At 71.9% G+C, this 13,527-nt stretch carries 15 protein-coding genes and 1 tRNA gene; 13 read left to right on the top strand and 3 right to left on the bottom strand.

Features of this window, described 5'->3' with window-relative positions; genetic code table 11:
• Positions 1 to 36: 36 nt before the first annotated feature.
• Positions 37 to 2,793 (bottom strand): GNAT family N-acetyltransferase, encoded by a 2,757-nt coding sequence (locus tag H305_RS0134735; protein ID WP_028804509.1) that lies wholly within the window; start codon positions 2,791 to 2,793, stop codon positions 37 to 39.
• Between the two features lie 131 nt (positions 2,794 to 2,924).
• Here H305_RS0134735 and H305_RS0134730 point away from each other — a divergent pair, with 131 nt between their 5' ends.
• The 3 genes from H305_RS0134730 to H305_RS53660 all read left to right on the top strand — a co-directional run bounded on the left by H305_RS0134730 (position 2,925) and on the right by H305_RS53660 (position 4,377).
• Complete coding sequence (locus H305_RS0134730; protein WP_028804508.1) at positions 2,925 to 3,518, top strand: HhH-GPD-type base excision DNA repair protein; 594 nt, start codon at positions 2,925 to 2,927, stop codon at positions 3,516 to 3,518.
• A gap of 261 nt (positions 3,519 to 3,779) precedes the next feature.
• Positions 3,780 to 4,154, top strand: a complete 375-nt coding sequence (locus tag H305_RS47920) for a hypothetical protein (RefSeq protein WP_051371277.1) — start codon at positions 3,780 to 3,782, stop codon at positions 4,152 to 4,154.
• A gap of 70 nt (positions 4,155 to 4,224) precedes the next feature.
• Positions 4,225 to 4,377 carry a hypothetical protein gene (locus H305_RS53660; RefSeq protein ID WP_158690633.1) on the top strand — a complete coding sequence of 51 codons (153 nt, stop codon included), beginning with the start codon at positions 4,225 to 4,227 and terminating at the stop codon, positions 4,375 to 4,377.
• A 36-nt stretch (positions 4,378 to 4,413) separates the two neighbouring features.
• Here H305_RS53660 and H305_RS0134715 read toward each other — a convergent pair whose 3' ends face one another.
• On the bottom strand, positions 4,414 to 6,111 hold the full coding sequence (locus tag H305_RS0134715) for a helicase HerA-like domain-containing protein (protein ID WP_078629399.1): 1,698 nt from the start codon (positions 6,109 to 6,111) through the stop codon (positions 4,414 to 4,416).
• 105 nt (positions 6,112 to 6,216) lie between these two features.
• Here H305_RS0134715 and H305_RS0134710 point away from each other — a divergent pair, with 105 nt between their 5' ends.
• The gene (locus tag H305_RS0134710; protein WP_003999914.1) at positions 6,217 to 6,513 is read left to right on the top strand and encodes a type II toxin-antitoxin system VapB family antitoxin; all 297 of its coding nucleotides are present in this window, start codon (positions 6,217 to 6,219) and stop codon (positions 6,511 to 6,513) included.
• A gap of 271 nt (positions 6,514 to 6,784) precedes the next feature.
• On the top strand, positions 6,785 to 7,429 hold the full coding sequence (locus H305_RS0134705; RefSeq protein WP_028804505.1) for a LytR C-terminal domain-containing protein: 645 nt from the start codon (positions 6,785 to 6,787) through the stop codon (positions 7,427 to 7,429).
• A 59-nt stretch (positions 7,430 to 7,488) separates the two neighbouring features.
• Here the strand turns inward: H305_RS0134705 and upp are convergent, their stop codons facing one another.
• Positions 7,489 to 8,124 carry a uracil phosphoribosyltransferase gene (gene upp / locus H305_RS0134700; protein ID WP_028804504.1) on the bottom strand — a complete coding sequence of 212 codons (636 nt, stop codon included), beginning with the start codon at positions 8,122 to 8,124 and terminating at the stop codon, positions 7,489 to 7,491.
• Between the two features lie 138 nt (positions 8,125 to 8,262).
• Between upp and H305_RS0134695 the strand changes: the two genes are divergently transcribed.
• The 8 genes from H305_RS0134695 (at position 8,263) to H305_RS0134660 (ending at position 13,128) form a co-directional block, all read left to right on the top strand.
• A complete protein-coding gene (locus H305_RS0134695) occupies positions 8,263 to 8,445 on the top strand; it encodes a hypothetical protein (protein ID WP_028804503.1) in 183 nt (60 codons plus the stop codon).
• Positions 8,446 to 8,705: 260 nt separating this feature from the next.
• On the top strand, positions 8,706 to 9,239 hold the full coding sequence (locus H305_RS0134690; RefSeq protein WP_028804502.1) for a hypothetical protein: 534 nt from the start codon (positions 8,706 to 8,708) through the stop codon (positions 9,237 to 9,239).
• Between the two features lie 10 nt (positions 9,240 to 9,249).
• A complete protein-coding gene (gene tadA / locus H305_RS0134685) occupies positions 9,250 to 9,741 on the top strand; it encodes a tRNA adenosine(34) deaminase TadA (protein WP_028804501.1) in 492 nt (163 codons plus the stop codon).
• A 67-nt stretch (positions 9,742 to 9,808) separates the two neighbouring features.
• Positions 9,809 to 9,893: transfer RNA gene (locus H305_RS0134680), tRNA-Ser, on the top strand.
• Between the two features lie 479 nt (positions 9,894 to 10,372).
• Positions 10,373 to 10,552, top strand: coding sequence for a hypothetical protein (locus H305_RS0134675; protein WP_028804500.1), 180 nt, complete (start codon positions 10,373 to 10,375; stop codon positions 10,550 to 10,552).
• Positions 10,553 to 10,604: 52 nt separating this feature from the next.
• On the top strand, positions 10,605 to 10,898 hold the full coding sequence (locus H305_RS0134670; RefSeq protein ID WP_028804499.1) for a Dabb family protein: 294 nt from the start codon (positions 10,605 to 10,607) through the stop codon (positions 10,896 to 10,898).
• A gap of 183 nt (positions 10,899 to 11,081) precedes the next feature.
• Complete coding sequence (locus H305_RS0134665) at positions 11,082 to 11,987, top strand: RNA polymerase sigma factor SigF (protein ID WP_051371275.1); 906 nt, start codon at positions 11,082 to 11,084, stop codon at positions 11,985 to 11,987.
• Between the two features lie 244 nt (positions 11,988 to 12,231).
• The gene (locus H305_RS0134660) at positions 12,232 to 13,128 is read left to right on the top strand and encodes an RNA polymerase sigma factor SigF (RefSeq protein ID WP_028804497.1); all 897 of its coding nucleotides are present in this window, start codon (positions 12,232 to 12,234) and stop codon (positions 13,126 to 13,128) included.
• Positions 13,129 to 13,527: the final 399 nt, after the last annotated feature.

Genomic DNA, 13,527 nt, shown 5'->3' with positions numbered 1-13,527 from the left:
GCTCTCGGACAGATACGGACACGTGCGGTGCGGTGCTCACCGCGGCGCCGGGGAACCCTCTCCGAAGGCCGCCGCCCGTGTCAGGAAGGCGAGTCGGGCGCGTTTCTCCGGCAAGTAGACCTCGGGGAGGTCGATTTCGGGAAGCACGATCTCCCCGGCGGGGACGAAGCCCTGCCGGGTCAGGCGGTCGATCGCCTTGGCGTTGCGGGCGTCGGGTTCGACGACGATCCGCTGCCGGTCGAGGCCGATCAGCGCGTACGTCGTGAACGCGCCCAGCAGGGCGGCCGACCAGCCCGGCCGACCGCCGCCGGGTCCCGCCGGCCCGATCAGCAGGTGGACGCCGATGTCGCCGGGCCGCACCTCGTAGCACTCGCCGACACGGTCGGCCTCGGGCTCGTAGGTCTGGAAGAGGGCCGCCGGCACACCGTCCTTGACCATGAGGAAGGCGTGGTGGGTGTCGAGGGAGTCCAGGTGCAGATAGGTCTCCAGGATCTGCTCCTCGGTGAGCCCGTTCATCCCCCAGTGGACGGCCCGCTCGTGCGTGACCCAGCGATGGACGACGTCGAGGTCGGCGCGCGGGTCGAGGGGCAGGACCCGCAGCGTGCCGAAACCGTCGACCAGTTGCTCGTGCACGGCCTCGCGGTCGTCGCCGTACCGGTCAGTCATCGTGGTCCTCCGTGTTCTGCCGGTCGTGCCGCCGTCCGCCGCGAGCCGGTCCCAGTCCGTGCACACGCGGACGAGTTCTCCCGCGACCCACAGGGGGAGCTGGTCGCGGTGGTGGTCCGAGCCGGGCACGCCGTCGGCGCCGAACGGCACCACCCAGAGGCTGTCGTCCCGGTCGGCGAGGTCCCACACGTACCGGGCGGCGGGGCCCCGGGCGCTCAGATCGGTGACGCCGGGCACCGCCGACGTGCACAGCACGCAGTCGTGGTCGCCGGAGAGCCCCGGCTCGTCGTACGGGGTACCGGGGAGGGCACGCCAGGGCGCGAGCCGGTGGGTGTCCCCCCAGGTGCGGGACGTCCGCCGGGCGGCCACCTCCTCCACGGCCGCGCGGACCACGGCGTCGCGGTCGATGCCGTACAACTCCTTCGCCCGCAGCAGGTTTTCGAGGGCGAAGCCGACACGCGGGGTGAGGGCGAGCCAGGGGAGGAAGACCTCCGGGTAGGGGGGCGGGTCGGCGAGGACGGCGAGCGCGGGGTGCGCCGCGAGCCGCCGTACGACCGCGTCGCGCAGCGCCGCGTAGGCCGCCGCGTCGGCGCTGCCGGCGTCCATGTGCCGGTCCCAGCCCAGGAGCCGGTCCCGCAGCGCGACCGCGTCGGGGCCGAGGTCCTCCCCGAGGCCGGGCAGGCGGTCCAACAGGGCCGCGGCGGAGGCGAGACGGGTGTCCATGTGCACGGCGGGCATGTCCTGTGCGGACCACGTCCGCGCCCCGTCGAGGAGCTGCCGGATACGGCGGGCGCGGTGCGGCGGGGCGAACTCCACGCCCAGCGGGGTGGCCGGGCCGCGCTGGTTCGCCATCACGGCGAGGCCGTCCTCGACCGGGCCGTACGGCATCTCTTGCCAGCCGTGCCACTCGTGTCCGGCCTCCCAGGCGGGCACGACCCGTGTGCGGTTGTCCTCGCCGCGGACCGGGACGCGTCCCGCGACCCGGTGCAGAAGACCGCCCTCGGTATCGGCGGCCAGCACGACGTTCACGGGCTCGGCCCACCGCTCGAACGCCCGGTCCACGTCCGCGACCCGTCGGGAGCGCAACAGAGGCAGGAGCGCGCCGAAGCCGAGGTCCTCCGTCACCCGGGGCGGGCAGCGCAGGCTGACGGTCTCCTCCGCGCCGACCCCGCCGACGACCACGGGCCCGCGCTCCGTCTCGATCACCTCGACCTCGACGGGCTCGCCGCCGGCCACCTCGACGATCTCCACGTGCCGCGCCACGGCCCGCCACGCGCCGTCCGGGCCCAGGGCCTCGACGGTCTCGCGGGGACCGGTGCCGGACGCCGCATCCCCGTCGGCCGGGCCGCCGGGCGCCCGGCGCAGACGTTCGCGGTACAGGTCCTGGTAGTCGGCCATCGCGTTCGTGATGGCCCAGGCGACCGTTCCGGTGTGGCCGAAGTGGGCGATGCCGGGCACACCGGGGACGGCGAGACCGACGACGTCGAACTCGGGGCAGGCCAGATGGATCTGCTGGTAGACGCCCGGGTCCTCGATGAAGCGGTGGGGGTCACCGGCGACGACCGCGTGCCCGGTGACCGTGCGTGCGCCGCTCACCAGCCACCCGTTGCTCCCGGACGTGCCGGGCCCGTCCGTGGCGAACAGGGCGACCGCGTCGGCACCCAGCCGCCGTACGACGTGCTCGCGCCACAGCTTCGCGGGGAACCCGGCGAACAGGATGTGCGCCCCCAGCCAGACGCCGAGGGGGCTCCACGGTTCCCAGCGGCCGGGTGCGAGCCCCGTCGTGATGAACTCCGGTGCCCTGCGCGCCCCTTCGGCGAGCCCTTCGTTGACCCCGTCGACGTACGCGCGGATCCAGTCGGCGGTCTCCGGGTCGTCCTTCTCCAGGGCCGCGAAGCAGCGTCGCGCGGTGTCGTCGAGGCGGGCCTGCCGGGCGAGGCGGTCCCATGCGACGGCCTCGGCGCCGAGGAACGCGGCCGAGGTGCCCTGCGAGCGGTGGCGTTCGACCTCCAGCTGCCAGGCCCGGTCCACGGCGGTGACGCGGCCCTGCGCGTGGGCGAGCTCCCGCACGCCGGTGGCGCGCAGATGAGGGATGCCCCAGGCGTCACGACGGATCTCGACGGTCACGGACCACCCCCACTTTCCTCAGGTGAGGCTAACCTTAGTCACCCGCTCCGGAATCGTACGTGCGGGGCGAAGAGTCCCGTGCGCCGGGCCACGACCGCGCGGCCCCACCGCGTACGCGGGATCATCGGTCCATGGACGTCACCCTTCACCTCGCCCAGCAGCCCGAGGCCGACGAACTCCTCGGCCGCAGCCCGCTCGCCGCCCTCGTCGGCATGCTGCTGGACCAGCAGGTGCCCATGGAGTGGGCCTTCGCGGGGCCGTACACCATCGCCCAGCGGATGGGGGCGGACGACCTCGACGCGCACGAGGTCGCCGCGTACGGCCCGGAGGAGTTCGCCGCGCTGCTGTCCGCCAAGCCCGCCGTACACCGGTACCCCGGTTCCATGGCCAAGCGCATCCAGCAGCTGTGCCGGTACCTCGTGGAGCACTACGACGGTGACCCCACGGCGCTGTGGAAGGACGTCGCCACCGGGGACGAACTGCTCCGGCGCCTCAAGGACCTCCCCGGCTACGGGCCCCAGAAGGCGCAGATCTTCCTCGCCCTCCTCGGGAAGCAGCTCGGGGTGCGCCCCAAGGGCTGGCGCGAGGCCGCCGGCGCCTACGGCGAAGCGAAGTCCTACCGCTCCGTGGCCGACATCACCGGACCCGAGTCGCTGGCCAAGGTGCGCGCGCACAAGCAGGAGATGAAGGCCGCCGCCAAGGCCGCGAATGCCTCCGGCGACTGAACCCGGCCCTGTGACCCCGGCGCCGGGGCCCGACCACGCGGTCGCCGGCAGCTGAGCCCGGCCGTGCGGCCCCGGCCGCCGCCCCGGCGCCCCGGCCCGCCCGCTCACGTCGGCGGCCCCCGATCCCGGGCGTCCCGGGCGTCCGGGGCCGCAGCCCGGGTGCGAAGAGACGGCGGCCGTAGGGCCGGCAGGTACGCCAACAGGGCGGATCTGCCGCTCGGACCGGTGCGGTGACGGGGTCCGAGGGGGACATGACCTCTCATGAGGCTCTTCCCGCGCCCCCCGCACCCGCTGCGCCGGTGCGCGCGGGCGCGGGAAGGGACTCGGGCCCGCCGCTGCGCACGACTCCTCGTCCTGCTGGTCGTCGCGATGCTCGCGGCCGGCCCCCACTCCGAGGCCCTCGCCGCCTCCGCGCCCAGCATCACCGCCGAACCCGGCGCCGCCGAGCACGACGTACTCGACACCGCCCTGCGTCCGCCGGTCCGCCAGGGCCACGACACGCTCTCCCCGCTGCGTGTACCCGCCGCCGCGGGACTCCCGGAGCCGGAGCACCGGCTCGTCCTCGTCCCGGCCCCCGCGCCCGCCTCGTACTCCCCCGCCCTGCGGTCCCTCCGCTGCGTGGTGCTGCGCTGCTGACGGTCCCGGCCCTCGACCGGTCGCCCACCAGCGCGAACAAGCACACACACGAAGGACTCAGGACACAGCCATGCCCAGCGATCCCTATGCGGTGCTGCGCGCCCTGCTGCGCGCGGAGGCCGTACGCAACGCACCGAAGCCGGAACCCCGGACCGAGCCGGACGCACAACTGCCGGACGGGCCACCCCCGCAAACACCCCCGAAGGAACAGGGCGGCGACTGACCGAGCCGGCGGCCGCCCCTGCCCGGGGCGGCCGCCCTACCTACGGCGCCGGGCCGTCCCGAAGACCGACCGGGTGATCTCGCGCCCGATCTGCGTCCCCACCGACCGGGCCAGCGACTTGAACAGACCGCTGCCGACGACCTGTTCGACGACCGAGACCTCCTCCTTCGGACGCCGCCCGCCGGCGGACCGCGCGGCCTGCGGCGCCTCCCGGCCGGTGTCACGCTCCGCCGCCTGCGCGGCCTGCGCCGCCGTGAGCTTCTCGTACGCCGACTCCCGGTCCACCGCCTGCGCGTACCGCCCGTACAGCGGCGACCCCTGCACCGCCTGGTCCAGCGCCCCCTCCTCGACCGGCCCCATCAGGGACTGCGGCGCCCGCAGCCGGGTCACCGCCACCGGCGTCGGCGCGCCCTTCTCGCTGAGCACGGTGACGACCGCCTCGCCGGTGCCGAGACCGGTGAGGACCTCCTCCAGGTCGTACGCGGAGTCGGGGAAGGTCTTCACGGTGGCCTTCAGCGCCTTCTGGTCGTCCGGCGTGAAGGCCCGCAGCGCGTGCTGGACGCGGTTGCCGAGCTGGGCGAGGACGTCGCCGGGGACGTCCTTGGGGGTCTGCGTCACGAAGAACACGCCGACCCCTTTGGAACGGATCAGGCGCACGGTCTGCGTGATCGAGTCCAGGAAGGCCTTCGAGGCGTCGTCGAAGAGCAGATGGGCCTCGTCGAAGAAGAAGACGAGCTTCGGCTTGTCCGCGTCGCCGACCTCCGGCAGATCGTGGAAGAGATCGGCGAGCAGCCACATCAGGAAGGTCGAGAAGAGCTGCGGCTTGTCCTGGAGCGCGGGGAGTTCGAGCACGGACACGACGCCGCGCCCCTCGGGCGCGGTGCGCAGCAGCTCGCTCGTGTCGAACTCGGGCTCCCCGAAGAACGGGCTCATGCCCTGCGCCTCGAACGCCGTGAGCGACCGGAGGATCACTCCGGCGGTCGCGGTCGACAGCCCGCCGATGCCCTTCAGTTCCTGCTTGCCCTCGTCCGACGTCAGGAAGGCGACGACCGCGCGCAGGTCCTTGAGGTCGACGAGCTCCAGGCCCTTCTGGTCCGCGTAGTGGAAGATCAGGCCGAGCGACTGCTCCTGCGTCCGGTTGAGCTGGAGCACCTTGGACAGCAGCACCGGGCCGAAGCTGGTGATCGTGGCGCGCAGCGGAATGCCGTGGCCCATGCCGCCGAGTGCGTAGAACTCGGCGGGACAGCCGGCCGGCGCCCACTCCTGGTGGACCTCGCTCGCACGCTCCTGGACCTTCGCGCCGGGCAGGCCGGGTGCCGAGACTCCGCAGACGTCGCCCTTGACGTCGGCGAGGAAGACGGGCACGCCCTGGGCCGACAGCTGTTCCGCGATCAGCTGGAGCGTCTTGGTCTTGCCGGTGCCGGTGGCGCCCGCGACGAGGCCGTGCCGGTTGAGCATCGGCAGCGGGACGCGGATCTGCGCGTCGGGCAGGCATCGACCGTCCCAGATCAGGGCGCCCAGATCGAGAGCGGGACCGGAGAACGCGTACCCGGAGGCGATCCTCAGGGCCTCCTCGGGGAGCGCCGGTGCGCCGCGGGTCGCCTCCGGGTGCCCCTCGGGGGTGGTGCCCGAAGTCCGGGCAGCGGCGTCCGGCGCGCCGCCGGTCGTCGGAGCGGCCGTGGCGGGATCCGTCCGGGGTCCGGTGGCCGCGGGCACGATCTCGCCGTCACTCATATCGGACCCCTGTTCCCCATTTGCATGGATTTACGGCGCCTTTTCCAGCGTCGCACTCCGTCGCCATGGCTGCGCCCGGAAGCTCTTGGCCGGTAGGCTTTCCGTGTGATCTTCAAGCGCATCGGAAACGGCCGGCCGTACCCCGACCACGGCCGGGAAAGCACCCGGCAGTGGGCGGACGTCGCGCCGCGCCCGGTCCGCCTCGATCAGCTCGTGACGACCAAGGGCCAGCTGGACCTGGAGACCCTCCTCGCCGAGGACTCCACCTTCTACGGCGACCTCTTCGCGCACGTCGTGAAATGGCAGGGCGACCTGTATCTGGAGGACGGCCTGCACCGCGCCGTCCGCGCGGCGCTCCAGCAGCGCCAGGTGCTCCACGCGCGCGTGCTCGAACTCGACTGACGCGACCGGCCGGTGCGGCGGGAGCGCCTCGCTCCACGGACCGGCGCAGCCGACGGCCGTCCGCATCTCCCGGCCGATCCGGCCGCCGGGAGCGACACGGCCGCGGGCTCCGATGCGCCCGTACGGCCCTCGGGAAACCCCGCGTCGACCTGGCGCCGCTTAGAACATTGACCCTTTTGGGTTGGACTGAGCCTCGTATGATGATCGTTTAGTAGGCATCGTGGTCCGGGCGCACTACGCTGCGCCCATGAGCATGCTGACTCCCCCTGGCATGGGCGGCCAGTACCGGATCACGGGGGACAAGTACCCGCGGATGCGCCGACCTCGAGGGCGCCGCAGGCTCGCCTTCCTCGTCGTCGCCTCCGTCACCGCACTCGGGCTGATCGGGTGGGGGACCCTGCAGCTCATCGACGTCTTCACGGGCGGCGACAAAGCCTCGGCGAGTTCCGCCGCCTGCAAGAAGAAGACCGGCGCCGCGGCCGAGGCGACCTCGGCCGCCCGGACCTCCACGACGTCCGCCGCCGTCGGGGCCGTGCCCGAGCCCGGCCGGATCACCGTGAACGTCCTCAACGCCACGCCCCGCGGCGGGCTCGCCAAGAAGACCGCGGACGAGCTGAAGAAGCGCGGCTTCAGGATCGGCGACGTGGGCAACGCGACGGCCGCGTACGACAAGAAGGTCAAGGGCCCCGGGCTGCTGCTCGGGTCGAAGGCTGCCTACGCGACCGTGCTCCGCGTCCTCGGCACCCAGCTCTCCGGCGCCGAGCTGAAGACCGACGGACGCGCGAAGGCCACCGAGGTCGACCTCATCATCGGTACCGCCTTCACGTCGCTGACGAAGAAGGCGGACGCCGACAAGGCCCTGGCCGCCCTGGCCCAGCCGACGCCGGCGCCCTCCGCCTCCAAGAAGAGCTGCTGACGCGAGGAGCCGCCGCCGGCCCGAGGGCCCGCGGCGGCTCCTGAAAACCCGCTGTCCGCCTACTCCGCGGCGCCGTACATCCGGTCACCGGCGTCGCCCAGCCCCGGCACGATGTAGCCGTGCTCGTTGAGCCGTTCGTCCACCGACGCGGTCACGACCGTCACCGGCGTGCCCGCGAGCTCGCGCTCCATGACCTCGACGCCCTCGGGAGCGGCGAGCAGGACCACGGCGGTGACGTCGTCCGCACCGCGCTTGATCAGCTCCTGGATCGCCGCGACGAGCGTGCCACCGGTGGCCAGCATCGGGTCGAGGACGTACACCTGACGGCCGGACAGGTCGTCCGGCATACGGGTGGCGTACGTGGAGGCCTGGAGCGTCTCCTCGTTGCGCACCATGCCCAAAAAGCCCACCTCGGCCGTCGGCAGCAGCCGCACCATGCCGTCGAGCATGCCGAGGCCCGCCCGCAGGATCGGCACGACGAGCGGGCGCGGGTAGGAGAGTTTGACGCCCGTGGTCGAGGCGACCGGGGTGGTGATGTCGACCTGCTCCGTGCGCACGTCGCGGGTGGCCTCGTAGGCGAGCAGGGTGACCAGCTCGTCGGCGAGCCGCCGGAAGGTCGCGGAATCGGTGCGCCGGTCGCGCAGGGTGGTGAGCTTATGGGCGACCAGGGGGTGGTCGACGACGTGGAGACGCATGTCCACAACAGTAGCCGGGGTCCGGCACCCCGCCACTGCCCAGCCCGGCACGGCCCCGCCCGTACGTTCGCCCGGATGCTGGCATCAAACCGCCCGTCGGAGGGAAAGTGGGAGGGACTGACCTGGGGTGGTGTGTCTATGCGGAACCGGGACGAGGAGTCCGCCGAGCAGACCGAGACCGACGCCGAGCGCAGGAGGCGGCGCGCCCAGTTCCTCCGCGACCTGGCCGAGGCACGCGAGCTGCGTGACCGGGTCCAGCCCCGCCGCGCCAAGGCCGCACGCCTGCGCCACGCCATGCGCATGCGCACCTTCCGCTGGTAGCCGACCGCTGCGGACCGGTGTCCCGCCCACGCCGTGTGACCTCGTGTCCGGGCGAAGAGGGGCCCGCACGACGCCGGGGGCCGCGTACGATCCGCTGTTAGCGATCAAAACAGGCAGACACAGCAGGCCGAAGACGTCCCCTGAGCGCTCTGTTTCTGCCACGATTCCGAGTGGGTGGGGCTCGGAGCTGCACGCCCCGCCCACAGCCTCCGCCGGGGGGACCCCCAACCGGCACACCTATGACCAGTGGGAGAGTCACGGTGTACTTCGCCGCACTGCTCGCGCGCACCGAAGACGGGTGGGAAGCGAGCGACACAGAGCTCGACGATGTGGAAACCCTGTCGGATCTGACCGACCTGGCCCGCGAGGCCTCGGACGAGGACACGGTTCTCGTGCTCATCGAGCAGGAGGACGCCTGGTTCGGCGTCGTCCGCGTGGACGGCGAGGAGGACCCTCGTATCTACGTCTCGGACGCCGCCGCGGCGTCTCGCAGCTCGTACGGCGAGATCCTGCTCACGGACGAACTTCTAGGACGGGAGCCCGGCGACGACGACGCCGACCTGGACTCCCTCGACCTCGACGGCACGGAGGACGGCGAACCCGAGTCCTCCGACGACGAAGAGGACGAGAACGAGGCCGGCGACGCCGTGTCGCACAGCCCCGTCGGGGACCGCGACATCCTCGCGGACCTCGGAGTGAGCGAGAAGGAACTGCTCGCCCTGGACGAAGGCGACGCGCTCAGCACGATCGCCGACGCCCTGGGAGCGGCCGAGGTCCTGGAGACCGTCCGCTAGGTTCCCCCGGATGAGCACCACTCATCAGGCACCCCGACCCGATCCCGTGCGCGACCGCTGGCGGGCCGCGATGCGGCTCGCCCTGGACGAGGCCCACCGGGCCGTCCGGGGCGGGGACGTTCCCGTCGGCGCCGTCGTGCTGTCCGCGGACGGTACGACGGTGCTCGCGACCGGGCACAACGAGCGCGAGGTCACCCACGACCCCACGGCGCACGCCGAGATCCTCGCGCTGCGCCGTGCCGCCGCCGAGGTCGGCGAGTGGCGGCTGTCCGGGTGCACGCTCGTCGTCACCCTGGAGCCCTGCACGATGTGCGCGGGCGCGCTCGTGCAGTCCCGGGTGGACCGGGTCGTGTACGGCGCCCGCGACGAGAAGGCGGGCGCGGCCGGCTCCCTCTGGGACCTCGTGCGCGACCGCCGGCTCAACCACCGCCCCGAGGTGATCGAGGGCGTCCTCGCGGACGAGTGCGCCCGGCTGCTCACCGACTTCTTCCGCGACCGCTGACCGCCGGGCGCTCAGGCCCCGGAAACGGATTTCAGACCACGGCCCACCTTGGGGTAGGGTCTCCCTCGGTAGCGTGTCCGAGCGGCCGAAGGAGCTCGCCTCGAAAGCGAGTGTGGCGCAAGTCACCGAGGGTTCAAATCCCTCCGCTACCGCTTGAGAAGGGCCTCGTCGAAAGACGGGGCCCTTCGTGCGTCCCGCACCCCTTCGGCGTCCGGCCGCACACCCCGGGCCGTCGCGCCCGCACCACCGTGTCGTGTCCGCGCACCCGGGCCGTCGTACGCGAAGAGCCCCGGCGCCGCTCAGTCGCCGGGGCTCTTCCTTCCCTCGCCCGAGGAGAACGGGGGAAGCGGCATCGGGGGGACAAGCCGCTTCCCCCGACGGAGAGGACCCACAAGTCCACGCCGCGCCATCGGGGAAGCGGCGGCGGGGACCCCGCAATGGAGTCCGTCCCGGCCCCGCGGACTCCTGCTGGAACCGCCGGGCTCCGTCCATCCTGGTCCGCGGCGTGCCCGGACCGGACCGGCAAAAGACCTGGACCAGCGGGCCGTTGGTCCTTAAAAGCGGCGTGAAGGTTACACTCGCCGCCGGCAACAGGGGGCCCACCGGGCGCAGAAGTCACAGGGAGGCCGCGATGGCGGTGAACTCGAAGAAGATCGCCATCTATGTGCTCGTGGTCTTCATCCTGTACGTGATCATCACCGATCCGGCCAAGGCCGCGGACTACGTGCAGATAGGGTTCGAGGGCATATCGAGTGCCGCTCAGGCCATCGGCGACTTCATGACGTGGATCGCCGACGGGGCGAAGAACTGAGAAGAACCGGGCCGGCGGCCGGCGCACAGAACCGCACCACCAGGGAGTGCCCGTGATCCGCCATCTGGTCCTCTTCAAGCTCAACGAGGGCGTCGAGCGCGACGACCCCCGCGTCGTCGAGGGTGTCGCCGCTTTCCGCGCGCTCGGCGGCCAGATCCCTGAGCTCCGGTTCTGGGAATGCGACTGGAACATCACCGACCGGCCCATCGCGTACGACTTCGCGATCAACTCCGCCGTCGAGGACACCGACGCCCTGAAGCGCTACCTGGAGCACCCTGCCCACCAGGCGGGTGTCACCCTGTGGCGTGAGTTCGCGACCTGGGTGATCGCCGACTACCCCTTCTGAGCCCTCCGGCAGCCACGGCTCCCGGGCCGCGCCCCGCCCACGCTCCACCTCCTCCTCGACACCCTCGCCACCTCGTCGGCCCCTCGCCGCAACGGGCGGGGGCCTTTCGCGTCCCGCGCCTCAACTCACCCTCAACACGGCGTTATGCGGTGCTTGCACACAGTGCACATGTCTTGTGATGCTATGACCGCTTTTGACGGAGAGTTGACGGATGAGTTGACGGATGAAGAGGTGGCGTTGACCGTGTCGGCCAGTACTGCGCCGCCCCAGGAGGGGGCCTCGGCTCCGGCCCAGGCGCCACCCCAGGACGTCACGCCGGAACGGCGCCGCGGCGCCGACACCCGAGCCCTCACTCAGGTCCTCTTCGGCCAGCTCAAGACCCTGGAACCGGATACGCCGGAGTACAACCGCGTACGCGGGGCGCTCATCGAGGCGAACCTCCCGCTCGTGCGGTACGCGGCCGCCCGCTTCCGCTCCCGCAACGAGCCGATGGAGGACGTCGTCCAGGTCGGCACCATCGGGCTGATCAACGCGATCGACCGTTTCGACCCCGACCGGGGGGTGCAGTTCCCGACCTTCGCGATGCCGACGGTCGTCGGCGAGATCAAGCGGTACTTCCGCGACAACGTCCGCACCGTCCACGTACCGCGCCGCCTGCACGAGCTGTGGGTGCAGGTGAACAGCGCGACGGAGGACCTGACGACCGCCTTCGGGCGCTCGCCGACGACCGCCGAGATCGCCGAGCGGCTGCGCATCTCCGAGGACGAGGTGCTCTCCTGCATCGAGGCGGGGCGCTCGTACCACGCCACCTCGCTCGAAGCGGCCCAGGAGGGCGACGGACTGCCGGGCCTGCTCGACCGGCTCGGCTACGAGGACCCGGCGCTCGACGGAGTCGAACACCGCGACCTCGTACGGCATCTGCTCGTACAGCTGCCCGAACGCGAGCAGCGGATCCTGCTGCTGCGCTACTACAGCAACCTCACCCAGTCCCAGATCAGCGCCGAACTGGGTGTCTCGCAGATGCATGTGTCAAGGCTGCTCGCCCGCAGCTTCGCGCGTCTTCGATCCGCAAACAGGATCGAGGCGTAACCGACACGAGCGAATCGCTCAACAGCTTCTTTTCCGACAGTTCAGCGCTGAAAAACCGTCAGACCCCCTTTTTCCAGGGCCGATCCACCCTCCACATGTCGACATGTCACTACAGCGTGTTGCCGACATGTGACATTCTGCCGGAAGCGCGTTTGCCGCGGCCCCGCCTCCGGTATTCAGGTGGAGGCTGCGTTCCTCCGACGGGAGCGACTGCCGCGACCGTCCGCGACCCAAAGGGGGTGGCATGTCCGCAGATCAGGGCAGCTCGAAGGTGCTCACGCTCACGAAGAGCGAGGCAGCGCCCGAGGCGCACGACGCGCTTCACGACGTCCCTGCCGCCGAGGCCCCGGAAGCCGTCACGGCCCTCCCGGCCCCGGAAGCCATCGACACCCGCACCCTGTCCCGCTCCCTGTTCCTGCGGCTGACCGCGCTCGACGAGAACAGCCCCGAGCGCGCCTACGTCCGCGACACCCTCATCGAGCTCAACCTCCCGCTCGTGCGGTACGCGGCAGCCCGCTTCCGCTCCCGCAACGAGCCGATGGAGGACATCGTCCAGGTCGGCACCATCGGCCTGATCAAGGCGATCGACCGCTTCGACTGCGAACGCGGCGTGGAGTTCCCGACGTTCGCGATGCCCACGGTGGTCGGCGAGATCAAACGGTTCTTCCGCGACACGTCGTGGTCGGTCCGCGTCCCGCGCCGCCTCCAGGAGCTGCGCCTGGCCCTCACCAAGGCCAGCGACGAGCTCTCGCAGAAGCTCGACCGCTCCCCGACCGTCACCGAACTCGCCTCCGTGCTGGGCGTGTCCGAGGAGGACGTGGTCGACGGCCTCGCCGTCGGCAACGCGTACACCGCCTCCTCCCTCGACTCGCCGGCCCCCGAGGACGACGGCGGCGAGGGCTCCCTCGCGGACCGCCTCGGCTACGAGGACACGGCCCTGGAGGGCGTCGAGTACCGCGAGTCGCTCAAGCCGCTGCTGGCCAAGCTGCCGCCCCGCGAGCGCCGGATCATCATGCTGCGCTTCTTCGCCAATATGACCCAGTCGCAGATCGGCGAGGAGGTCGGCATCTCGCAGATGCACGTCTCGCGACTGCTGACCAGGACCCTGGCGCAGCTGCGCGAAGGCCTCATCTCGGACTGAAGGACCGCCCGAGGGTTCATAATTGACGGATCGTCAGCCACACTGGCGCGATGCGTCGAGAGTCGATACGCGGTCGCCGTGGTGCCCTTGTGGCCGCCTCGGCGACCGCGGTCTGCCTGGGTGCCGTCCTGGCCGCCTGCGGGAGCGGCGGGGACGGTGACGGATATGTCGCCGTAGGGGCCGCCGGGGGGACGCCCGGAGCGTCCGGGGCCGTCGTGGCCCCCACGGGAGACGTTTCGCTGATGCCGCTGGACGGCACGGCCGAGGCTTCCGGGACAGCCGGCGGGAAGCAGAGTACGGACTCCGTGGGAGCGGAGGCCACGGCATCGCCCCCGGGCTCGGGCCCGTCCGGCACGCTTCCGGGCCCCGCCTCCACCGCCGGTCACTCCGGGAGCACAT

It is taken from the genome of Streptomyces sp. 142MFCol3.1 (assembly GCF_000424945.1).
In the GTDB taxonomy this organism is placed as follows: Bacteria; Actinomycetota; Actinomycetes; order Streptomycetales; family Streptomycetaceae; genus Streptomyces; species Streptomyces siamensis.
The sequence above is the reverse complement of the archived record's forward strand: the minus strand, read 5'-3'. Positions and strand labels throughout refer to the sequence as shown.